Raw genomic sequence first — 23,430 nt, 5'->3', positions numbered from 1 at the left:
TCATATCAGTAAAAAAATTGCTTAAAAGTGACAGCTATTTTTAATATTTTGTGATGAATATTATGTTTAAGTGATTTATTTGCAAAACAATTATCTTTATTTTTTAAGATTAACTATAATTTATGTTCAATAAAAATAGATAAATTCTGAGCAAAAACTATGTCGAAAATAGTATGGGGTGGAATTGGTGTCGTGGTGTTGGCGGGGGCTGTGAGCACGGGTAATTTATATGCAGATAAGAGCTTGAAAGCGCATTATCAACAAAATTTAAAACCAGCGCCGAACATTAGTGTGCAATATACTGACTACGCTATGGGGGCTCTACAAGGCACGGCCAAGTGGAGCATGAGCATTGTGCCAGACGCGTGTAATGCCAAAGAAAAATTAGTATTTAATGGTCAAGACCAAATTCAGCGTACCTGGAAAGGCTATACCATTCATTCTCAACTCGATTTAGCACAAGGACAGGGCGCATATGCTGAATTTTTTCAGCAACCTTTAAAAGTGACGACGCAAGTCAACTGGTTGGGTGTATCGACCACACAATTACAAACCCCTGTCATCGAAAAAAAAGAAGCAGGTTTATATACCAGAATTGACCCTATACAGATCAAGTTTCAGGCAAAACAGAGTCAGGGACAACATAAAATTTTAAATATGAGTTTTGATGTGCCAGAATTGTCTATTCGTGATCAGTCTGGAAATACACAACTCAAGGGTGTGCATTTTAAAACCAATCAGGCTCTGAATGCGCAGTATTTAGAACCGGGTTATTTCGAGTTCAATATTGTCAAAATGCAGCGCCAGGATGCTAAGGCAGAAGGCTCAGGACAACTGAAAGACCTGAGCTGGCGTATGGATACCCAACTGCATGAGCGTACAGTAGATGTTCAATCAAAATTTAAAATTGCCGAAATGGGCTTAAATAATGTCCCTGCGATGCAAGACTTAGAACTCAATTGGGAGCTCAAAGACTTACAGCGTCAAAAAATGCAGATATTATTTGATATTCTGCAAAAGCAAAATAACTCTTGTCTGGAAGCAGGAAATTTTGAAAAAGATGCGATACAAGCTATGCTGGCGGTGATTAATGATGGCTTCAAGTTTGAATCGAAGCAGAATCAGTTAAAGTTAGGCACAGGCAGTATTCAGGCAGATTTAGTCGGAAAAGTAATGCCAGGCCATCAAACCACCTTGGAAAGCTTGGCAAAAATGTTCCCAAATCTGTTAGAAGTGCAAACCAATATCAGTTTCAATAAACAGGTAGTAAAAACCTTCACTCATCATTATATACGTGCCGCAGGTAAAAATATGTCCGATCAAGAGCTGGAGCAAATGCTGAGTGCGATGCAAGCTAATCAGCAAATTCAGCGAGATGGTGATGTGTTTAAACTATCCATGCATTATCTGTATGGTGAAAAGAAGTTCTTAACTGCACAATAAGTTGTAAGTCGCTTTTTAACAGCGAATCTAAGAAGAAAAAGCCTGTTCAACTGAACAGGCTTTTGTTTTATCACAATCTAATACCAGTGATTACACTTTAGGATGGCCGATTTTCCAGGCACGGTGAATCTTCTGGTTACGCTTGAAATCAGGCCCAATGGTTTCTTGAGTAATTTCTTCGACATCATAGAACGCCAGAATTTCTTCATCCATCTCGAAACCACGATAGTTGTTCGAGAAGTACAGGGTACCATCGCTGGTTAAACGGTTCATGGCGCGTTTAAGCAAGGATAGATGGTCGCGCTGTACGTCAAACGTCCCGTAGAATTTTTTCGAGTTTGAGAAAGTGGGTGGATCAATAAAGATCAGCTCATATTGCTCATGACCTTCTTTGAGCCATTCAAAACAGTCAGATGCAAAGAACTGATGTTGTTCATCGGCGTGATCTACGGTTAAACCGTTCAGCACGAAGTTTTCCTTCGACCAGTTCAAATAGGTATTGGAAAGATCGACACTGGTGGTACTTGCAGCACCACCCAAGGCAGCATGTAGGCTCGCCGTAGAGGTATAGCTGTAGAGGTTCAGGAAGTGTTTGCCTTTGGCCTCACGGGCAATACGCAAACGCATTTGACGATGATCCAGGAACAGACCGGTATCCAGATAATCGGTCAGGTTAACCAGAATCTTGGCCTTACCTTCCTGTACGATAAAACGCTTCGATGCGGTACTTTGTTTGGTGTACTGGTTTTTACCTTCCTGACGTGCGCGGGTCTTGATAAAGATCGCATCACGGCCCAGACCGGTCACAGCGCGAATGGCTTGCAGTGCCAGGTTAAAGCGTTTCTTGGCTTTTTCAGGGTCAATCGTTTTAGGTGGAGCATATTCTTGCACATGCAGGCGCTCACCATACAGATCCACCGCGACATTAAAGTCTGGTAAATCGGCATCATACAGACGCAAACAGTGTATGCCTTCTTTGACAGCCCATTTTTTTAGTGCTTGCATATTCTTGGTCAGACGGTTGGCAAACTCCATTGCACCTTCAATCGCTTCAAATTGCTGAGGTTGCCAGTTTTCTAAAAATGGACGCACCACAGCAGCAGGTTTAACCGTACCGAAGCGGATATAGATCGGCAATTTACCATTCATCAAACGCAGGATTTGCGGATCATTAAAGGCCAGCACGTCAGCCTGTTCAACTTGGGAGGCAATCACCGCCGCTTTTTGATTCGGGAAATTCTTTTGCAGTAAAGCCGATAAACCAAGATATAAAGAACGGTTCTGCGCTTTATCACCGAGACGCTCACCATAAGGCGGGTTGGTTACGAAGAAGACTTTCTTGCCTTCAGCCTGAAAATCCGGCCAGTCATTTAAAGTACGCTCTTCGATCATGATATTGTCGAGAGCAGCTTCAAAACCTGCCGCGATGATATTTTGACGTGTCGCTTTTACAGCTTCCCAGTCTGCATCGAAGGCATAGAATTGCGGTAATGGATTTTCCATTGCCGCTTGGTGGCGTTCAGCTGCTTCAGCTTTAATGCCCATCCAGAGTTCATGGTCATGGCCATTCCAGCCATTAAAACCGAAACGACGCACCAGACCCGGCGCACGGTCGGTCAGGATCATCAGTGATTCAATAATAAAGGTACCTGAACCACACATTGGATCGACAATGATGTCCGGATTAATCTGTTTAAGCTGACCTTTTTGCAAAATCGCAGCAGCCAGATTTTCCTTGATTGGTGCATCGGTCATAAAGTGGCGATAACCACGTTTATGTAATGAATCGCCGGACAAGTCCAGGCAATAGGTATGCTCTTTCTTCCCTGCCAGAATATACATGGTAATTTCTGGCTGTTTGGTATCGATACTTGGGCGTTTACCTACAGCTTCCATGAAGGAATCTACGACACCATCTTTGGCACGCAAAGTTGCGAACTGGGTATTGACCTTGATGTCACGCTCGACATGCAAGCGAATGGCAAAGGTACTTTGTGGTGCAAAAATGAGCGACCAGTCAAAGCTGATTGCACCTTCATATAGCTCTTCTGCCACATCACGGGCATCGTGAGAAAATTCAATTTCATGGGTATGGATCGGCATGAGCACACGTGAAGCCAGACGTGACCACATGCAAATCCGATAAGCATTTTCCAGACTGCCTTTAAAGATTAAACGACCGGGAAAACGCTCAATATTCTGAACACCTAAGCCTTGTAGTTCTTCTTCTAATAAGGTTTCCAGACCATCGGCACAGGTGACCCAATAATTGCTTAAACGTGGAGAGGTATTCATATAATAGAGAGACCAAAAAAGATAAATAAAAAACTGCGCCAAGTTTACCGTATTTTTATATTGAAAGCTTTTTAAATTCTCTGAAAGGCCTTGCCGTGTACGCGTGAAAAATAATATTCACATGATAAATTGATGAACTGGTACGCATTTTGCTCTATACACAGCAAATCAGGCAGTCAGTCGGAGGAGAGCGATGGCTGCCTGATTCTGATTTTTCAATTTTATAATGGGGGTTAAAATGTTAGAGAATCAGTTACGCAACCATGACACTTTTTCAGTGGCCACTTTAATTTATACACGTTTGAGACGTGTGTCAGGCCGGGTCGTGGATGCGCTTTATCTGGCAGAAAATCTGGACTATGCACGGCATGTGATTGAACTGGTAGAACAGACCCAAGATCCAGAGTTGCAGCGTTTAATCGAGCGTTTAAAACAGGTTTGGGATCTGCCTGTGGTTCGGCAGCAACAGTTTGAAAAATCTGCACATCTGCCACAGCAGGAGGTATTGGTCTCGGTTGAACCCGATCAGGACGATATCTACCGTGCACAGGTTACACATCATTATATCGGTGCGCTGCGATAAAACGATGGGTGTGAATGTGCCAGACTGAAGCACCCATAATTTTGTACTGAAAGTCAGCAGGATGGAAAATGGTTAAATTATCTTATTGAAAAAATACATAGGAATTTCAATTTCTATTTTTATTATCGAGGTGGTTTTTGTACAAGTAGTCACATTGCCAACTACTCAGACTGGCCAATCTCTGTATAATATGTTGACTTAACGCATAAGGAATCTCTCATGCACTTGGCGGCATTGCATACACCGAGCCAGATTCAACTCAATAAAGAAGGTAATCTAAAACACTTCTTGACCATCGAAGGTCTTTCCAAAGAAACCCTGACAAAAATATTGGACACTGCGCAGTCCTTTTTTAATGACCAAAATCAGCTCATTACCAATAATTTGCTGGAAGGCAAAACGGTGATGAACCTGTTTTTCGAGAACTCTACCCGTACCCGCACTACTTTTGAAGCCGCTGCCAAGCGCCTTTCTGCCAACGTTCTGAATATCGATATTGCCCGTTCGAGTACCTCTAAAGGTGAAACCCTGCGTGACACCTTATGGAACCTTGAAGCGATGGCCGCCGATATTTTCGTGGTGCGTCATTCATCTTCAGGTGCGGCGCATTTTATTGCCAAAGATGTCTGTCCGACGGTGGCGATTATTAATGCCGGTGATGGCCGTCATGCCCATCCAACCCAGGCGATGCTGGACATGCTCACCATTCGCCGGGAAACCCATAAAAAATTTGAAGAGATGTCGATTGCCATTATTGGTGATATCAAACATTCACGTGTCGCGCGTTCAGATGTAGCTGCCTTGCAAACCTTAGGCTGCGAAGATATTCGGGTGATTGCACCAAATACCTTGCTGCCATACGGTTTTGAAGAATATGGTGATGGTGTTCGTCTATTTAATAACATGGAAGATGGCATCAAAGATTGCGACGTGATCATTACCCTGCGTATTCAAAATGAGCGGATTGATTCTCCGGCACTGGCATCGCAAGCTGAATTCTACAAGATGTATGGCCTGAACAAAGAACGTTTAGCGATGGCAAAACCGGATTGTATCGTGATGCATCCGGGTCCAATGAACCGTGGGGTGGAGATTGACTCCAGTATTGCCGATGGACCGCAGTCGGTGATTCTGAATCAGGTGACCAATGGTATTGCGGTACGTATGGCGGTGTTGGCTTTGTCAATGCAAGGCCAGCTTCAGGAACAGGGTTTGATTGCAGCGATTGCGGGTTAAGGAATAAGTCATGACTATTGTAAAAATTGAAAATGTTCGTGTGCTCGATCCAATCCAAAACACTGATTCTGTTCAGACCGTTTATCTGGAAAATGGTAAGTTCGTTGCGGAAACGGCTGCTGTCTCTGAAACCATTGATGGTCAGGGCAAATGGTTGATGCCCACCATGGTCGATCTGTGTGCACGTTTACGTGAACCGGGTCAGCAGCAACATGGCACCTTAAAATCTGAAGGTAAAGCAGCGCGTGAAAATGGGATTTTGCACGTGTTTACGCCACCAGATTCAAAGCCGATCGTGCAGGACAATGGCGCACTGATTCATGGTCTGGTTGAGAAAGCCATGCTGGACGGTGGTATCTATCTTGAAGTGATTGGTGCTCAAACCCAAGGCTTGCAAGGCCAGCAACCTGCCAATATGGCCGGCTTGAAAAAAGGCGGATGTACTGCGGTGTCCAATGCCAGTGCGCCTTTTGCCAATGATGACGTGGTATTACGTACCCTGGAATATGCTGCAGGTTTAGATCTGACTGTGGTGTTCTATGCAGAAGAGCCGCAAATTGCCAAAGATGGCTGTGTGCATGAAGGCTTTATTGCCTCACGTCAGGGCTTGCCGATGATTCCAGCACTTGCTGAAACCGTGGCAATTGCCAAATACCTGTTAATGATTGAAGTGACCAAAGTTCGTGCGCATTTCGGTTTATTATCTTGTGGTGCGTCAGTAGAGCTAATCCGGATTGCCAAAGAAAAAGGCTTGCCTGTCACCTGTGATGTGGCCATGCACCAATTACATCTGACCGATGCCTTAATTGACGGTTTTAATTCGCTGGCACATGTACGTCCGCCATTGCGTGCTGAACAAGACAAAGAATTGCTACGCCAAGGAGTAAAATCTGGGGTGATTGATGCGATTTGTACCCATCATGAACCGCTGAGCAGCTCTGCGAAAATGGCGCCATTTGCTGAAACCCAGCCTGGCTTTAGCGCTTTTGATACTTATGTACCTTTTGGAATTCAACTGGTCAATGAAGGTTTGTTTACACCACTGGAATGGGTAGAAAAAGTGACTTTGGCTCCGGCACGTGTTGCACAAATGGCAGATCGCTGGGCAGACGAAGCGGGCTGGGTACTTGTAGATCCAGAGCTAGAATGGACGCTGAACAAAGAAAGCATCGTGTCGCAAGGTAAAAATACACCGCTGATCAATCAAAAAGTGCGAGCTAAAGTTTTAAAAACGTTCCTCGCTTAATAGATCCAGCTTTTATAAAAGTCAGCTTCGGCTGGCTTTTTTTGTTTTTGAATTCTGTGTCAGTAAAATGAGTACTCAACAAAAACAGTGAAACTTTATGATATTCATACAATTATTTACATTTTCAAAAAACTGGCATCGTTACACTGATTGAATATTAAACATTAGAAAAATCAAAAGAATGGTGACAATATGAATGTAGATCTGATGGAACGCTTAAAAAGCGATGTTACAGCGATTGTGCTACAAGGTGAAACCGAACATCTATTTGCCAAAGATCAGGCACTGAGTCAGTTCTATCCCATATTCTTAAGTATATTGCGTGCACGTCCTGCATGGATTGAAAGTTTAAGCCAGCAACTCAATCCAAAAATCCATGAACTGTTTAATGGAAATTCGGCACTCAAGCAGCAGTTTCTGGATCAACTTGATCAGAGCGCGCCACAAGATCAAATAGAGCAAACCCTGAATCGGGCCATTGTACCGACCCTCAATTTTTTACAGACCGAAGCCGGTGCTTCAAGTCCAGAAGCGATTAGTCATTTGCTGGAAACCCACGCCGAATCGATCCAGCGTGCATTACCTGTTTGGGCCGGATCGATTTTAGCGGCATTAGGTGTTTCTCCATTGGCGGGGCAGCATTTGAATCAGGCGCCTGAACTAGAACCAGAACATGCTGTTGTGGTACAGCAGCAGAAAAAAACCGGTTTTTTATGGCCGTTTATTATTTTTCTGATTCTGGCAGCTTTAATCCTGTTTTTTGTTCGTAGCTGTATGCAGGATGATGCTGAGGATTCGGCAAACACCCAAACGACCCGTGAAATTGCCGCAGCCCAACCGGCTTCTTTACAGTTGAGTACCGGCACTAATGGTGAAATTATCAGTTGTCAGTTACAGCTGAATAATCCCCAATATATGCAAATTTTGCAAACCGAGATTAAACAGATCTTTAATTATAATATTGGTTGTGGGGCGCTCAGCAGTGAGGTTTATCATTCGGAATTTATTGATCAGGATAGCATTCCTTCCGTTTTGAAACTGATTCAAGGCATGCCAAATGTCTCACTAGACTGGATTGGTAATCAGGTTGCTATACGTGCAGCGAGTAATGCAGAAGCAGAACGTCTGGCAACACAAATTCGTAATCTGGCCAAAAATGTCACTGTTGTGACTCAACAGCCGGTCAATAGGAGTGAGGCGATTCAGGCTGCCAATAGCGAGGCAGAACAAGCATTGGCGAGTATCAAAACTGATCATGTTCAGGCCTTAGATGTTGCGACCGCACTGAATTTGCAGATTATTAATTTTGATACTGCATCGACTACCGTGCCGGAAGTGAATAAATCGGTACTGGATCAGGCTGCCGCATTATTGCAGCGCGCACCGCATGTTATTCTCAAGGTCAAAGGACATACCGATGCGCAAGGAAGTGAGGCCGAGAATAAAGTGCTGTCTGTGCAACGCGCGCAAGCAATTGTGGGTTATCTGATTGAAAAGGAGGTTGATCCTGCGCAATTGCAAGCTGTAGGCGTGGGAGAGGGCCAGCCTGTTGAACCGAATGCGACACCTGCCGGACAGTTTCAGAACCGCCGCGTAGCTTTTGAAGTGGTTAATACTGAAACAGGTACTATACGCGCAGTGGATAGCGAGGGTGTTGTAGAAAAGAAAGCCAGCTGAAATAATTTTCCAGATGAAAAAGGACGAATGATTCGTCCTTTTTCATCTGGCTTAAATTAAGAAAAGACCGGTGGACTATAGGTCAAAGTTCGGCCGAGGAACCAGAGTAAAAACAGCACCAGCGGGATATGAAAAACCAGTTGGGTCACGGTAAAACCGATCACATCTTTGGCCTTTAACTTCAGGATGCCCAGCATCGGCAACATAAAGAAAGGATTGATCAGATTAGGCAAGGCTTCGGCAGCATTATAAATCTGCACTGACCAGCCCAGATGAACTTTCAGATCATGCGCAGCCTGCATTACATAAGGGGCTTCAATAATCCATTTACCTCCACCGGAAGGAATGAAGAAACCCAGGATTGCCGAATAGAGACCCATCACGATAGCAAAGGTTTCCTGTGAAGCAATCGAAACGAAAAATTCGGCAATATAGTGTGATAGGGACAGATCGGCAGAATTCAGCGCATTGGTCATCATAAAGGCAATGCTGCCATATAAAGGAAACTGGATCAGCACACCTGAAATTGCTGGCACAGCCTTGGAAACGGCATTGAGGAAATTCCGTGGCGTACCATGTAGTGCGACACCCAAAATCAGGAAGATAAAGTTATAGGTATTTAAACTGGAGATGGCCAGAATAGGATTGCTTTCGGAAAATTCGTTAAACATCCATACAGCACCTAGCACTACAATCAGAATACTTAAAATAGGTGAGTTTTCCAGCCAGTCGCCCGGACGTTTTGATGAAGATTCTTCCGGTTTTCCTTCTTCAATCTGAACCGGAAAATGTTCAATGGTTTTAATATGACTGCCTTTCGGCGCTGACCAGTAGGCAATGGCAATCGAGGCAATAATTAGAACCGCCGTCATGATCATGGATTGCGGCAGGAAAATCGTTTCGGTAAATGGAATGACACCGGTCAGATTGTAAATCGGTTCAGGCAGGCTGCTTTTATTGGCCTGTAATTGTGCAGCAGAGGAACTGATGCCGAGTGCCCAGGTGGCTCCCATCCCGATAATCGCTGCTGCGGCTGCAGCGCGGTAATCCATATTAAGTTCTTTACGTTGTGCCAGTGCAATCACGAGTAATGCAGTTAGAACTGTGCTCATGGCCCAGTTAATCAGGGAAATGAGCAGGCTGACTGTCGCGACCAATACAATCGCACCACGCCCTGAATGGGGCAGACATGCCATTTTTCGGATCAGAAGCTGCATTGGTTTTGAAACCGAAACCACATAACCGACCACGATCAGCATGCACATCTGCAAGGTAAAGGGAATCAGGCTCCAGAACCCGTCACCAAAGGAAATGGCAACGTCCTGTGCCGGCGCGCCAATTCCGATAGCGGCAATTGCGACAATGATGACACCGAGCAGGGCAAAAATATAAGAATCAGGAAACCATTTTTCTGACCAGTCACTGACGCGCAGGGCGAAGCGTTGTAAGATATTTTGTTCTGTTTGCATGATTAAAATCCATTTATTCTGCATTCATTTTTAAAATTAGAGTTTTCTTTGGTCGAAAAGAAACCCTTAAAATTTTTCATTTTAAGGGTCGGGAAAATCAAGCTGCTATTTTTTGTAAAGCCACACCCGTGACTTTCTGAATCTCCTCAAAACTGACCTCTGGTGCCAGCTCAACAAGTTGAATACCATCTGGAGTGACATCCAGCACACCTAAATCGGTAATGATCCGGTTGACCACAGCCTGTCCGGTAAGGGGCAGACTGCATTGCGCAACAATTTTAGGCGTGCCATCTTTGGCGCAGTGTTCCATCAACACCACGACTTTTTGTACCCCTGCGACCAGATCCATGGCACCGCCCATACCTTTGACTTTTTTGCCCGGAATCATCCAGTTGGCCAGATCGCCAGTTTCGGACACTTCCATGGCACCTAAAATGGCGATATTGACATGACCGCCACGGATCATGGCAAAGGAATCGGCACTGGAAAAGAAAGAAGCGCCCTTACGGGCAGTCACGGTCTGTTTACCAGCATTAATCAGGTCGGCATCGACGGTTTCAGCCGTTGGAAATTCGCCAATACCGAGCAAGCCATTTTCCGATTGCAGCCAGACGTTGATATTTTCTGGAATGTAGTTAGCAACCAGCGTTGGTAAACCAATCCCCAGGTTAACGTAGAAACCATCTTCCAGCTCTTGTGCAGCGCGCTGCGCCATTTGATTACGTGTCCAAGCCATGATCAAGCCTCCGCCTTTAAGGTCATCTGTTCAATACGTTTTTCCGGTTGGGTATTTAAGACTATCCGGTTCACATAAATACCGGGTAGATGGATTTCGTCCGGATCCAGCGCACCAATCTCGACAATTTCTTCTACTTCAGCCACGGTGACTTTGCCGGCCATAGCACAGACCGGATTAAAGTTTTGTGCAGTTTTACGGAAAATCAGATTACCTGCTTTATCGGCCTTATAGGCTTTGACCAAGGCAACATCGGCAGTCAAGGATTCTTCCAGAATATAAGACTTGCCATTAAACTCACGCACATCCTTGCCTTCAGCAATCACGGTTCCGACACCGGTGGCGGTATAAAAAGCCGGAATACCGGCACCGCCAGCACGTAATTTCTCCGCCAAGGTGCCTTGTGGGGTCAGTTCGACTTCCAGTTCGCCACTCAGGTATTGACGTTCGAATTCTTTATTTTCGCCGACATAAGATGAAATCATTTTTTGAATCTGTTTGGTTTCCAGTAAAACGCCCAAACCAAAACCATCGACTCCGGCATTGTTGGAAATACAGGTCAGATTTTTGGCACCAGTCTGTTTCAATGCGGCAATCAATGCTTCCGGAATACCGCATAAACCAAAACCTCCGACTGCCAGTGTATGTCCATTCTGAACCACGCCGTCTAAAGCGGCCTCTGCACTGTCATAAACTTTATTTGACATTTTTTACCTCGATTTATTCTTGTCTTGCAGATTCCTTTTTGGTCAGGAAACTACTGATGTATATCCTTGAGGACTTGTATCGTGTCCGGGTATTGCTATTGTTAGGCACAGGCTTTTTGCCAATAGGCATTGGCATAATTGGAGGGATTATTGCGCTGCAACACCTCACTGATATTACGGCTGGCCTGCATCAGGGCATCCAGTTGAATACCGGTTTCAAAGCCCATATTCGAGAGCAGGTAATACAGGTCTTCAGTTGAAACATTGCCTGAAGCACCCTTGGCATAAGGACAGCCACCCAGACCGGCAATGGATGAATCAAATACCCGGATGCCTTGTAACAGCGACTGGTAAATATTGGCGATGGCCATGCCATAGGTATTATGGAAATGACCTGCCAAAACCTTGGTATCGATCTGAGCCAGGCAAGCATCCCAGACTTTTTGCACCCGATCCGGTGTGGCTGTACCAATGGTTTCACCCAACGACACTTCATAGCAGCCCATATCCAGCAAACGTTGGGTGACTTTGACCACCTGTTTCGGATCAATCGCACCTTCATAAGGGCAGTCCACCATACAGGACACATAACCGCGTACCCGAATATCATTGGCTTTGGCGGCCGCCATCACATCGGCAAACTTCTCCAAGCTTTCATCAATCGAGCAATTGATATTTTTGCGGGTAAAGCTTTCGGACGCTGCGGTAAAGACCGCAACTTCCTTGCAACCCACCGCCAGCGCTGCTTCAAAGCCCTTCAGGTTTGGGGTGAGTAAACTGAACTGAATATTTGGGTCTTTGGGCAAGCCGGCAAACAGCTGATCGCTGTCTGCCATTTGTGGCACCCATTTGGCTGAAACACAGGAACCGACTTCAATCGCCTGTAAACCGGTTTTCATCAGATCCAGAATCAGATTTTTCCGATCATCCAGCGTTAATGGCGTTTTTTCATTTTGCAGGCCATCGCGTGGCCCGACTTCTACAATTTTGACAAATTCGGTCATGCAACATCCTCCGTCAGTGGCTGGAACTCAAGCAGTTCATCACCGGCTTTGACCTGATCACCTTTCTGGAAATATGAACTGGCGATGATGCCGTCATTTGGTGCACGAATCGAGTATTCAATTTTCATCGCTTCCAGCGTCATCAAGACATCGTCTTTTTTGACCTTGTCATTGGCAGCGACCAGTACTTGCGTGATCACACCTGGCATTGGTGCAGTGAGGTTGTTTTCTGTCCCTTGATCATCATGCTGATCATAATCCGGCTGGATAGACTCGAATTTATGTGTCTGACCATTCTGGAACAGGGTAATGCCATGTTCAGTCTGGCTAAAGGCCAGTTTTTGCTGTTTGCCTGCCAGTTGCAAAGCTAAAGTATGTGCATCAATCAACTGACCTTGTAGCTGAATCTGCTGACCATTATAAGTGGCGATAAAACCTTGCTCTTGCGTACTGAACTGAACTTTAAGCATAATGCCATTGCGTTGTAATTGCACTGTATATGCATTTTGCTGATTCAGGCGCCAGAAAGCGTGTTGTTGCCAGACTGAGTTATTCGCAACCGGGTTTTGAGCTTGGCGTGATAATAATTCGATGAATGCAGCACTAACGATCAGTTCAGCATTGATCTCAGTCGAAGGTTTTAATAAGAACTCTTCTTCACGTTGAATCAGGCCGGTATCCAGATGGGCATTTTTAAACGAATCACACAGCACCAAACGGTCGAGGAATGCAATATTATTGCCCAAACCATCCACATGGAAATGGCCCAGGGCATGATGCATTTGCGTTAAAGCAGCTTCGCGGTTTTTGCCCCAGACAATCAGTTTGGCAATCATCGGATCATAATAGGTGCTGATTTCATCACCTTCGACAATGCCACTATCCACACGTACACAGTCATTTTGCTCTGGATAGTGTAAATAGCTGATCTGGCCAATCGCAGGAATAAAGCCTTTCTCTGGTTCTTCGGCATAGACACGTGCTTCCAGTGCATGCCCGTGGATCTGTAATTCATGCTGCTGTTTGGGTAAAGGCTCACCAAAAGCTACGCGCAGTTGCCATTCCACCAGATCCTGACCTGTAATCATTTCAGTGACCGGGTGCTCAACCTGCAAACGGGTATTCATTTCCATGAAATAGGCAGTACCATCTTGCTCGACGATAAACTCTACCGTACCGGCACCGACATAATCGACCGCACGTGCGGCATCAATCGCGGCCTGGCGCATCGCTTCAAGTTTGTCTTCTGGCATTTTTGGTGCAGGCGCTTCTTCAAGGACTTTTTGATGACGACGTTGTACCGAGCAATCACGTTCAAATAAATGCACATAATTGCCGTGGGTATCGCCAAAAACCTGTACTTCAATATGACGTGGCTGAATCACATAGCGTTCAATTAGCACATCTTCATTGCCAAAACTGGAACGCGCTTCGCTTTTACATGAAGCCAGCGAACTCAGAAAATCTTCACTGCGCTCGACCAGACGCATGCCTTTACCACCACCGCCAGCACTGGCTTTGATCAGCACCGGATAGCCGATGCTGTCAGCCTGCTGTTTCAGGAAGTTGGCATCCTGATTGCTACCGTGATAGCCCGGGGTTAAAGGCACACCAGCTTTTTCCATCAACGCTTTAGAGGTGGCTTTGAGACCCATCGCCAAAATGGCATCGACAGGCGGGCCAATAAAGACAATATTATTGTCCTGACAGGCCAGGGCAAACTGGTCATTTTCCGACAAAAAGCCATAACCTGGGTGAATTGCTTGCGCACCGGTGTTTTTGGCCGCCTGAATAATACGTTCGATCTGTAAATAGCTTTGTGCTGCTGGCGATTCACCAATATAGATCGCTTCATCCGCCAGTTTGACATGCTGTGCCTGTGCATCGGCATCGGAGTATACGGCAACGGTGGCAATACCGAGTTTTTTTGCTGTACGAATCACACGGCAGGCAATTTCACCACGGTTGGCAATTAAAATCTTTTCAAACATCGTAGCATCCTTCTTGTTGTTATGCCGTGGTCTTGATCCAGGCCGGGCTTTGTTTGTTTAAAAATGCATTCAGTCCATTTTTCGCCTCATCTCCCTGGCGAATATGGGCAATATGCTGTGCTGTTTTTAGCAGTAAATCTTCGGTCAAAACCTGTTGGTCGACCAGTTGAATCAGTTGTTTTGAGGAATTCTGTGCTGCTGGGCCACCGAGTAACAGGGCTTCCACAATTTCATCAATTTTGCTGTCGAGCTGTTCCGGTGGAGTGACTTCATGCGCCAATCCAATGGTTTTGGCCTGTTCCGCAGAAATTCGCTCGGCAGTCAGGAAGTAACGTGAAGCCTGACGCGCACCAATCGCACGAATCACATACGGGCTGATAGTCGAAGGTGCCAGACCCAGGCGTACTTCAGAGGTGGCAAACTTGGCATCGGTGCTGGCCACGCAAATATCACAAGCTGATGCCAGACCCATACCACCGCCAAAAGCAATGCCATGCACCCGGGCGATGGTTGGCTGCTTTAAAGTCGCTAGGCTTTGCAGCATTTTCGCCAGTTTTAATGCATCTGCTTCGTTGTCTGCTTGAGAAGCCTGACCGGCCTGTTTCATCCAGTTCAAATCGGCACCAGCCGAAAAGCTCTTGCCGCGCCCTGCCAGAATCACCACACGCACATCATCACGGCTATTTAAAGACTGGAAGCAGCGATACAATTCTTCAATGACCTGAGTATTAAAGGCATTGTGCAGTTCAGCGCGATTAATCCAGACTGTTGCCACTTGATTTTGCTGTTCGAGCTGTAAAAATTGATATGTCATTTTTTTTCACCTCTTACATGCGGAACACGCCAAACTTGGTCGGCTGGATTGGCGCATTCAGTGCCGCAGCTAAACTAAGACCTAACACTTCACGAGACTGGGCAGGGTCAATGACACCGTCATCCCATAAACGTGCAGAGGCATAATAAGGATGACCTTGGCGTTCGTACTGATCACGAATTGGCTGTTTAAACTGGTCTTCTTCTTCCGCAGACCAGTTAGCGCCTTTGGCTTCAATCTGATCACGTTTTAAGGTCGACAATACGCTGGAGGCCTGTTCACCGCCCATCACTGAAATACGTGAGTTGGGCCAGGTCCACATAAAGCGTGGTGAGTACGCGCGGCCACACATACCATAGTTGCCGGCACCAAATGAGCCGCCAATCACCATGGTCAGTTTAGGCACATTGGCATTGGCCACAGCCATCACCAGTTTGGCGCCATTTTTGGCAATGCCTTCATTTTCATACTGGCGGCCAACCATAAAGCCAGTGATATTCTGGATAAATAGCAGGGGAATATTGCGCTGACAGCACAGCTCAATAAAATGTGCACCTTTTTGTGCTGACTCGGAAAACAGAATGCCGTTATTGGCAATAATCCCGACTGGCATACCGTATAGGCTGGCAAATCCGGTAATCAAGGTAGTACCAAATCGAGCCTTGAATTCATCAAAACGCGAACCATCGACAATCCGGGCAATCACTTCACGGACATCAAAAGGTTTACGCGAATCTGTTGGCACGATACCGTATAGCTCTGAAGCATCAAACAAAGGCGCTTCCACATGTTCAGGCAACGGATTTGGTTTTTTATTTAAATTGGCCACAATATTGCGGGCAATTTCCAGGGCATGCTGGTCATTTTCAGCCAGATGATCGGCTACACCGGAGAGGCGGGTATGCACATCACCACCACCAAGGTCTTCACTGGAAACAACTTCACCGGTTGCAGCTTTGACCAGTGGCGGGCCACCGAGGAAAATGGTTCCCTGATTGCGTACAATAATAGTTTCATCCGACATGGCAGGCACATAGGCACCACCCGCCGTACAACTGCCCATTACCACGGCAATCTGGGCAATGCCTTGGCTCGACATACGCGCCTGATTATAGAAAATACGTCCGAAGTGATCACGATCCGGGAAGACTTCATCTTGTAGCGGCAAATAGGCACCGCCAGAATCGACCAGATAAATACAGGTCAAATGATTCTGCTCGGCAATTTCCTGAGCACGCAAATGTTTTTTTACGGTCAGTGGATAATAAGTGCCCCCTTTAACAGTCGCATCATTGGCAATGATCATGCAGGTTACGCCATTGACCTGACCAACGCCAGCGACCACGCCCGCAGCAGGCACATCGTCCTGATAGACCTGATAGGCAGCCAGTTGTCCAATTTCAATAAATGCCGTACCAGGATCAATCAGATGATCAATACGTTCTCTGGCCAATAATTTACCGCGATCCAAATGTTTTTGACGGGCAGTTTCACCCCCACCCAAGGCAATTTTTTGGACTTTCTGTTTCAGGTCTCCGACCAGATTTTGCATCGCCGTCTGGTTGTTTTTAAATTCGTCGCTGCGAATATTAATTTTGCTCTTTAATTGATTCATGCCGAACATCCTTGTCTATTCTTGTGATTTATTTTTTAGGCAGTTTCATTAAACAGTTCGCGGCCAATCAGCATGCGGCGAATTTCTGAGGTGCCTGCGCCAATTTCATACAGTTTGGCATCGCGCCATAGACGTCCCGCAGCAAACTCGTTGATATAACCGTTGCCACCCAAGGTTTGAATGGTTTCGCCCGCCATCCAGGTGGCTTTTTCAGCTGCATATAAAATCGCACTGGCGGCATCTTTACGCAGGCTACGGCTATGCTCTGCCTTGTCACATTCTGCGCCAACTGCATAGACCAGGGCTTTACAGGCCAGCCAGGTGGAATACATGTCAGCAATTTTGCCCTGCATCAACTGGAATTCACCCAGCGCCTGACCAAACTGTTTACGATCATGAATATACGGAATCACGGTATCCATACAGGCATCCATAATGCCGAGTGGGCCTGCACTTAAAACAGCACGTTCATAGTCCAGACCGCTCATCAGCACTTTGGTGCCATTGCCGACACCGCCGAGCACGTTTTCTTTTGGCACTGCGACATTGTCAAAAAATAGTGGATAAGTGTTTGAGCCACGCATGCCGAGTTTGTCTAGGTGCGTACCGTGACTAAACCCCGGCATATTTTTTTCAACCAGAAAAGCGGTCATGCCTTTGGCCCCGGCTTGTAAATCGGTTTTTGCGTAGACCACCAGTACATCGGCATCGCCGCCATTGGTGATCCACATTTTCGAACCATTCAGCAGGTAATGATCACCTTTGTCTTCAGCTTTGAGTTTCATGCTGACCACATCGGATCCGGCATTGGGTTCGGACATGGCCAATGCACCGACATAATCACCAGATACCAGTTTGGGCAGATAGCGCTGTTTCTGTTCTTCACTGCCATTACGCTTAATCTGGTTTACACATAGGTTAGAATGTGCGCCATAGGACAAACCAATCGATGCTGAAGCACGGGAAATTTCCTGCATGGCAATGATGTGCGCCAGATAACCGAAATTTGAACCGCCATATTCCTCACTGACCGTCAGACCGAGCAGGCCCATCTCGCCAAATTTTTTCCAAAGGTGAGCAGGGAATTCATTGTCACGGTCCACTTGTTGAGCAATTGGAGCAATTTCCTTGGCGCAAAATGCAGCCACTGAATCACGAAGTGCAATAAGTGTTTCGTCCAAACCGAAATCCAAGCTTTGTAAATTCATTGTTCATCCATCCTGTGGTTCTATTTGTTGTATCCAAAAAAGCATTTTTGTTGTGCTTGTTATTTAACATACATCGAAAATTTAAAAAAGTGAATCAATATTCACAAAATGATTTACAATTCATTTTATCTTGTTGAGATTAATTTTATGAGTTATAAAAGATCATCATTGATGCAGGAACGAATGGAGCAAAATCGCTTGGCGATCTTGCAATCTGCTCGTGAGCTGATTACTCAAGGGGGCTTTAAAGAGGCGTCGATTCAGGCGATTGCAGAACGTGCAGGCGTTTCTACAGGCTTGGTATATCGATATTTCGAAAACAAGAATCAGATTTTGATTCAGGTTTTGTCAGAAGCAATTCGGCTTGAGATTGAGATTTTAAATCACATTGCTGCCTCGGATTTATCGCCAAAACAGAAATTGCAAAAATCTGTTACAACTTTTGTGAAGCGAGCCATGAACAGCCCACAGTTGGCGTATTCGCTGATGTTCGAACCGGTCGATCCGGAAATGGAACATGAGCGTTTTCACAGTAAACAGCTAATCAAGCAAAGCATTAAGGAAATTTTGGCTGAAGGAAAAGTCAATGGCGAGTTTGAATTTGAAGATTTAAATACCGCAGCGCTGGGTGTGGTTGGTTCCATGACCTTTGTGGTAATTGAACCTTTGAATCCATCTCGGAATATCAGGTTTGATCAAAATTATAAGGATCACTTTGTCAAACAGATTGCCGATTTTTGTGTCAACGCAGTACGTCGACAGGAGGGAGTAGCAGGAGCATAAAACACAAAAAACAGGCAGGAAGACAGGGTTGTCGTGGTCAAAAACAATTAATAGAGTTGAAAATCAGAATTACAAAGAATCAAGGAGATCGATTCAATGACACAAGTACGGTTAAGCTATGCCTACGGAACAAGCAGCCAACCCTTATTGGGCATGACAATTGGCGAAAAATTTGATCAGGCATGCGAACAGTATGCACATTCTGATGCAATCGTCAGCTTGCACCAGAATGTGCGTCTGAGCTATCAGCAGTTGCAGCAGCAAGTGAATGCTTTTGCCTGTAGTTTGCAAAAACTGGGCCTGAAAAAAGGTGACCGTCTGGCCATCTGGTCGCCGAACTGTGTGGAATGGACCATTACCCAGTTTGCTGCATTTAAGGCGGGAATTATTCTGGTGAACTTGAATCCAGCTTATAAAAGTAATGAACTGGAATATGTCTTAAACAAGGTCTCCTGTAAGGGACTGGTGATTGCAGCGCAGTTTAAAACCACTGACTATCAAGAAATTCTGACTAAAATTGCTCCTGAGCTAACACAGACTGAAAGTAAATTACTCAATGCAGAGCGTCTGCCGCATTTGAAGCATGTGATTAAAATTGATGAACAGGAACATCCGGGTCTACATCGTTTTCAGGACTTATTGGTGGAACCAAGCGCAAACGCCTTAGAAAAATTGCAGCAAATTTCGAGTGAATTGCAGTTTGATGAAACCATCAATATTCAGTTCACCTCGGGTACAACGGGGAATCCGAAAGGTACTATGTTGACCCATAACAATATTTTAAATAATGGCTATTTTGTCGGTGAAGCCATTCATTTAAGTCCAGAAGATCGGGTTTGTATTTCGGTACCACTGTTCCACTGCTTTGGTATGGTGATGGGAAATCTGGCCTGTATTACCCATGGTTCAGCCATGATTTATCCATCTGCCGTTTTCAATCCTCTGGAAACCCTCAAAGCCATTCAACAAGAAAAATGTACGGCGGCTTATGGGGTGCCGACCATGTTTATTGCCATTCTTGAGCATGAACAGTTTGATGAATTTGATCTGAGCAGTTTACGTACCGGCATTATGGCCGGCAGTCCATGTCCACAGGAAATCATGCAGCGTGTGATTGAGCGGATGCATATGTCAGATATCACCATTTGCTATGGCATGACTGAAACCGCACCGGTCAGTGCGCAAAGCTCTACCGCAGACTCCATTGAACAGCGTGTTACGACAGTCGGCCGGGTACATCCGCATCTGGAAGTGAAAATTGTCGATGAAGATGGCAAGGTGGTGCCGCGCGGACAACTCGGTGAACTCTGTGTGCGTGGTTATTCGGTGATGCTCGGTTATTGGGAAGATCAGGATAAAACTGCAGAAGTAATTGATAATGCGCGCTGGATGCATACGGGTGATATTGCTGAAATGGATGATGAAGGCTTTGTCAAAATCAAGGGGCGAATCAAGGATGTCGTCATTCGTGGCGGTGAAAACCTGTTCCCCAAAGAAATTGAAGACTTCCTTTATACCCATCCTGCGGTTTCAGATGTTCAGGTGATTGGTGTGCCAGATCATAAGTATGGTGAAGAACTCTGTGCCTGCATCATTTTGCATGAAAACGATCCGTGTACTGAAGAAACTATTCGCCAGTATTGTGCCGAGCATATCTCACACAATAAAGTGCCGCGCTATGTGCGTTTCTTCCATGAGTTCCCGATGACAGCTTCCGGTAAGGCGCAGAAGTTTAAATTACGTGAATTTATGCGTGAAGAGTTGAACTTAAAGGAAATAGCTTAAGTATTGTTTAGTTTTTGAGATTGGTGAATTCTTCAACTTTTTTTATCATTAAAAAAAGTTGAAGAGAAACTATTAAGAAAAAGCGAAAGATCTGCACAGCCTCACTTAGAAAGAAAGATTTTAATTTTAACGTGTAGGCCATGCTTTGACTTTCGATGGGCTAAAAGTAAACAAAAGCCCTTTATTTTGCTGAAGGGACATCCATGTCCCTTCAGCAAAATGGCGACATTCATGTCGCCTGTCATGTGATTAGATTTAGGATAATGGTCGAAAATTTAAAACCTTTAGATGGAATCTTTATCAATATTGTAATAACTGATAAACCTAATGCTCTTTAGTCTGTTGAATGGTGTGAGGTAAAGTGAAAATATGGCAAAAAACTTCCATAGTGAACTCGTCGTCGCTAATTATGATGAGCACATCCGTAAATTGATTCCCGGCTATGAACTGGTACATCAGCAAATTGATGCCATCCTAACCACTCATTTACCCGAAATTGCCCATATATTGGTCGTTGGTTGCGGGACAGGCTATGAGCTATCTTATCTGTTGCAACGCCACCCAAACTGGACATTTACTGCAATTGATCCATCGGCGACTATGCTGGAACAGGCGCAGAAAAATATTGGGTTAGACCTGGGATCGCAGCGGATTCGTTTTATTCAGACAGATACACAAAGCTTAAATCAAGATAATCAGTTCGATGCGGCTCTAGCAATTTTGGTGGCACATTTTACTCCATCAGAAAATAAAACTGAATTTTTTCAGGATATATCCGATAGTCTTAAGACCGATGGAATCCTGTTAACCTATGACTTGATGCAACCTGAAAATAAAACTGAATTAAAAATCTTGCAAAAAATGGCACAGCAGACAGGACTCAGTATTCAACAAAGCGAAAAAATGCTTGAACGGTTACAGCAGGATTTTCATTTAATCTCTGCCCAAGATTTAGCAGCGCTTTTAACCAAAGTCGGATTTAAACATAGCAAAATTTACTGTCAAATCATGAATTATTATGGTTTTTTTATACAGAAATAAGCATAGCTAACTGAAACAGTTAACTAGAAATTTAAATATAAGATTCAAGGAAGTGTAAAAACAATGTCAGCCTACTATCGTTTCATCAACCGCGAACAGCATGCCGATGGCAGCAGCACTGCTTATTATGAATCTAATATTCATGCGCAAGGTGCATGGAATCCGCATGAGCAGCATATGGCGCCCGCGACTGGTATTATTTGTGCAGAACTGGAACAGTTTCAGCCACGTGCAGAGATGCGCATTGGCCGGGTGAGTCTGGATATCTTTGGACTGATTGCTTTTGGTGAATTTTCCATTACTACGCGCATGATTCGTCCGGGTAAAACCATCGAACTCATTGAAGCAGAAATGTGTGCCAACGGGAAAACCTGTATTGTGGCACGTGCCTGGAAAATGATGACTTCGGATACCCGTGCGATCGCCGGTCTGGAAGATTTTCCGGTTCAGCACCCTGAAGACCTGCCGGTGTGGGAAGGGATGCGCTGCTGGCCAGGTGGTTATATTCAAAGTATTAATACCCGTGCCCATGTCGATCATCGTGCGGGCAAAGGTATTGTCTGGTTATCCAATGCCCTGGAAATGGTAGAAGGTCAGACGACCAGCGACTTTAGCCGTTTGATGGGAATGGTGGATACAGCCAATGGCGTGGTGCCGCGTCAGGATCCAAATGCGGGATGGGGTTTCCCAAATCTGGATTTGCAGATTCATTTGCATCGTTTACCTAAAGGCACATGGCTAGGACTAGAAGTGCTACAGCAATATGGTGAAGATGGCATTGGTTTAACCAGTGGAATTTTACATGATCTTCATGGGCCTTTTGGTCGCAGTGAGCAGATTTTAACCTTACGTAAATTTTAAAATCTGATTTACACAAAAGGACGAATTGCTTCGTCCTTTTTTTATTGGCATGCTGTGCGCAATTATTCAGGAAGATCAGCAGATGCGGATTAGTATTATTGGGGCAGGTCGAGTTGCCTTTCATCTTGCCCAAGGCTTAAATGGACAGCATGAGCTTGTACAAATCTATAGCCGCAGTTTTGCCAAGGCAGAACAGCTGGCATCTAAATTTAAGGCTCAGGCGATCAACGCTCCTGAATTACTGCATTCCGAAATTGATCTTTTAATCATTGCCGTCAGTGACCAATTCATTCGATCTGTCATCGAGCAGGTACATGCCTATCTTCCTGATGTGTTGATCGTACATACTTCTGGCAGTACCCACTTAAACGTTTTGCAGGATGTTCACCCACGTTCAGGTGTATTTTACCCTTTACAGACTTTTAGTCTGGAACGTGACATCGACTGGTCGAATACGCCTTTATTTATTGAAGCGGATAATGCTGAAGATCAAGAAAAACTGCATGATCTAGCAAATAGCCTAAGCAATAGAGTCTATCACTATAGCTCTGAACAACGCTTAAGTTTGCATCTGGCCGCAGTATTTGCCTGTAATTTCAGTAATTATTGTTATGATATGGCCAAACAGATTGTAGATGCTGAGCAGGTCGATTTCAGTCTGCTGTATCCCTTAATACTAGAAACTGCCCATAAAGCTACCGAAAATGATCCAAGGCAAATGCAGACTGGCCCCGCCATGCGTGGTGATCAAAATATCCTAAATATGCATCAGCAGATGCTGGCGAATCGGCAGCGAGCAGATTTACAAAATGTCTATCAGTTGTTGAGCCAGCAGATTCTCACGCGTCATCAAAAATGAAGAAGCTAATGATTTATCTACAGAGCAGGGTTCAAAGACAAATTTTCTCTATAAAAAAGCGCTGAATAATCAGCGCT

At 45.0% G+C, this 23,430-nt stretch carries 19 protein-coding genes; 10 read left to right on the top strand and 9 right to left on the bottom strand.

All coding sequences use genetic code 11. From position 1 onward, the window contains the following. Positions 1 to 159 precede the first annotated feature (159 nt). Positions 160 to 1,443, top strand: a complete 1,284-nt coding sequence (locus tag GVV58_RS02340) for a DUF945 family protein (RefSeq protein ID WP_159515912.1) — start codon at positions 160 to 162, stop codon at positions 1,441 to 1,443. Between the two features lie 90 nt (positions 1,444 to 1,533). On the opposite strand, the gene rlmKL is transcribed toward GVV58_RS02340, so the two are convergent. After that, positions 1,534 to 3,738, bottom strand: coding sequence for a bifunctional 23S rRNA (guanine(2069)-N(7))-methyltransferase RlmK/23S rRNA (guanine(2445)-N(2))-methyltransferase RlmL (gene rlmKL, locus GVV58_RS02335; RefSeq protein ID WP_159137941.1), 2,205 nt, complete (start codon positions 3,736 to 3,738; stop codon positions 1,534 to 1,536). A gap of 238 nt (positions 3,739 to 3,976) precedes the next feature. Here rlmKL and GVV58_RS02330 point away from each other — a divergent pair, with 238 nt between their 5' ends. The 4 genes from GVV58_RS02330 to GVV58_RS02315 all read left to right on the top strand — a co-directional run bounded on the left by GVV58_RS02330 (position 3,977) and on the right by GVV58_RS02315 (position 8,480). Next, the gene (locus GVV58_RS02330; protein ID WP_159515911.1) at positions 3,977 to 4,321 is read left to right on the top strand and encodes a hypothetical protein; all 345 of its coding nucleotides are present in this window, start codon (positions 3,977 to 3,979) and stop codon (positions 4,319 to 4,321) included. Positions 4,322 to 4,540: 219 nt separating this feature from the next. Further along, entirely contained in the window at positions 4,541 to 5,557 is a 1,017-nt protein-coding gene (locus GVV58_RS02325) for an aspartate carbamoyltransferase catalytic subunit (protein WP_100355094.1), read from the top strand. A gap of 10 nt (positions 5,558 to 5,567) precedes the next feature. Beyond that, positions 5,568 to 6,803: a dihydroorotase gene (locus tag GVV58_RS02320; RefSeq protein WP_159515910.1), complete on the top strand. Its 1,236-nt coding sequence runs from the start codon at positions 5,568 to 5,570 to the stop codon at positions 6,801 to 6,803. Positions 6,804 to 6,995: 192 nt separating this feature from the next. Further along, on the top strand, positions 6,996 to 8,480 hold the full coding sequence (locus GVV58_RS02315; RefSeq protein WP_159515909.1) for an OmpA family protein: 1,485 nt from the start codon (positions 6,996 to 6,998) through the stop codon (positions 8,478 to 8,480). 56 nt (positions 8,481 to 8,536) lie between these two features. Here the strand turns inward: GVV58_RS02315 and GVV58_RS02310 are convergent, their stop codons facing one another. From GVV58_RS02310 to GVV58_RS02275, 8 genes are all read right to left on the bottom strand, one after another. Continuing rightward, positions 8,537 to 9,949 carry a TIGR00366 family protein gene (locus GVV58_RS02310; RefSeq protein ID WP_005096535.1) on the bottom strand — a complete coding sequence of 471 codons (1,413 nt, stop codon included), beginning with the start codon at positions 9,947 to 9,949 and terminating at the stop codon, positions 8,537 to 8,539. A gap of 97 nt (positions 9,950 to 10,046) precedes the next feature. Beyond that, complete coding sequence (locus GVV58_RS02305; RefSeq protein ID WP_005096536.1) at positions 10,047 to 10,685, bottom strand: CoA transferase subunit B; 639 nt, start codon at positions 10,683 to 10,685, stop codon at positions 10,047 to 10,049. Between the two features lie 2 nt (positions 10,686 to 10,687). Continuing rightward, positions 10,688 to 11,392: a CoA transferase subunit A gene (locus tag GVV58_RS02300; RefSeq protein ID WP_100329796.1), complete on the bottom strand. Its 705-nt coding sequence runs from the start codon at positions 11,390 to 11,392 to the stop codon at positions 10,688 to 10,690. A gap of 101 nt (positions 11,393 to 11,493) precedes the next feature. After that, complete coding sequence (locus GVV58_RS02295; RefSeq protein WP_005171595.1) at positions 11,494 to 12,396, bottom strand: hydroxymethylglutaryl-CoA lyase; 903 nt, start codon at positions 12,394 to 12,396, stop codon at positions 11,494 to 11,496. Continuing rightward, on the bottom strand, positions 12,393 to 14,387 hold the full coding sequence (locus GVV58_RS02290; RefSeq protein ID WP_159515908.1) for an acetyl/propionyl/methylcrotonyl-CoA carboxylase subunit alpha: 1,995 nt from the start codon (positions 14,385 to 14,387) through the stop codon (positions 12,393 to 12,395). The genes GVV58_RS02295 and GVV58_RS02290 overlap by 4 nt, the downstream gene beginning before the upstream one ends. 19 nt (positions 14,388 to 14,406) lie before the next feature. After that, a complete protein-coding gene (locus tag GVV58_RS02285; protein WP_074382975.1) occupies positions 14,407 to 15,201 on the bottom strand; it encodes an enoyl-CoA hydratase/isomerase family protein in 795 nt (264 codons plus the stop codon). A gap of 13 nt (positions 15,202 to 15,214) precedes the next feature. Further along, positions 15,215 to 16,816, bottom strand: a complete 1,602-nt coding sequence (locus GVV58_RS02280) for a carboxyl transferase domain-containing protein (RefSeq protein ID WP_159515907.1) — start codon at positions 16,814 to 16,816, stop codon at positions 15,215 to 15,217. A 35-nt stretch (positions 16,817 to 16,851) separates the two neighbouring features. Next, positions 16,852 to 18,024 (bottom strand): isovaleryl-CoA dehydrogenase, encoded by a 1,173-nt coding sequence (locus GVV58_RS02275; RefSeq protein ID WP_005096545.1) that lies wholly within the window; start codon positions 18,022 to 18,024, stop codon positions 16,852 to 16,854. 147 nt (positions 18,025 to 18,171) lie between these two features. Between GVV58_RS02275 and GVV58_RS02270 the strand changes: the two genes are divergently transcribed. From GVV58_RS02270 to GVV58_RS02250, 5 genes are all read left to right on the top strand, one after another. Then, positions 18,172 to 18,807 (top strand): TetR/AcrR family transcriptional regulator, encoded by a 636-nt coding sequence (locus GVV58_RS02270; RefSeq protein ID WP_035337915.1) that lies wholly within the window; start codon positions 18,172 to 18,174, stop codon positions 18,805 to 18,807. Between the two features lie 96 nt (positions 18,808 to 18,903). Then, positions 18,904 to 20,592: an AMP-binding protein gene (locus tag GVV58_RS02265; RefSeq protein WP_005171582.1), complete on the top strand. Its 1,689-nt coding sequence runs from the start codon at positions 18,904 to 18,906 to the stop codon at positions 20,590 to 20,592. 369 nt (positions 20,593 to 20,961) lie between these two features. Then, entirely contained in the window at positions 20,962 to 21,633 is a 672-nt protein-coding gene (locus tag GVV58_RS02260) for a class I SAM-dependent methyltransferase (protein ID WP_159515906.1), read from the top strand. 63 nt (positions 21,634 to 21,696) lie between these two features. Further along, positions 21,697 to 22,494 carry a thioesterase family protein gene (locus tag GVV58_RS02255; RefSeq protein WP_005096553.1) on the top strand — a complete coding sequence of 266 codons (798 nt, stop codon included), beginning with the start codon at positions 21,697 to 21,699 and terminating at the stop codon, positions 22,492 to 22,494. An 82-nt stretch (positions 22,495 to 22,576) separates the two neighbouring features. Next, positions 22,577 to 23,353: a Rossmann-like and DUF2520 domain-containing protein gene (locus tag GVV58_RS02250; protein WP_159138064.1), complete on the top strand. Its 777-nt coding sequence runs from the start codon at positions 22,577 to 22,579 to the stop codon at positions 23,351 to 23,353. Positions 23,354 to 23,430 lie beyond the last annotated feature (77 nt).

It is taken from the genome of Acinetobacter sp. 18QD2AZ41W, assembly GCF_009829025.1.
GTDB classification, from domain to species: domain Bacteria; phylum Pseudomonadota; class Gammaproteobacteria; order Pseudomonadales; family Moraxellaceae; genus Acinetobacter; species Acinetobacter pseudolwoffii.
The sequence above is the reverse complement of the archived record's forward strand: the minus strand, read 5'-3'. Positions and strand labels throughout refer to the sequence as shown.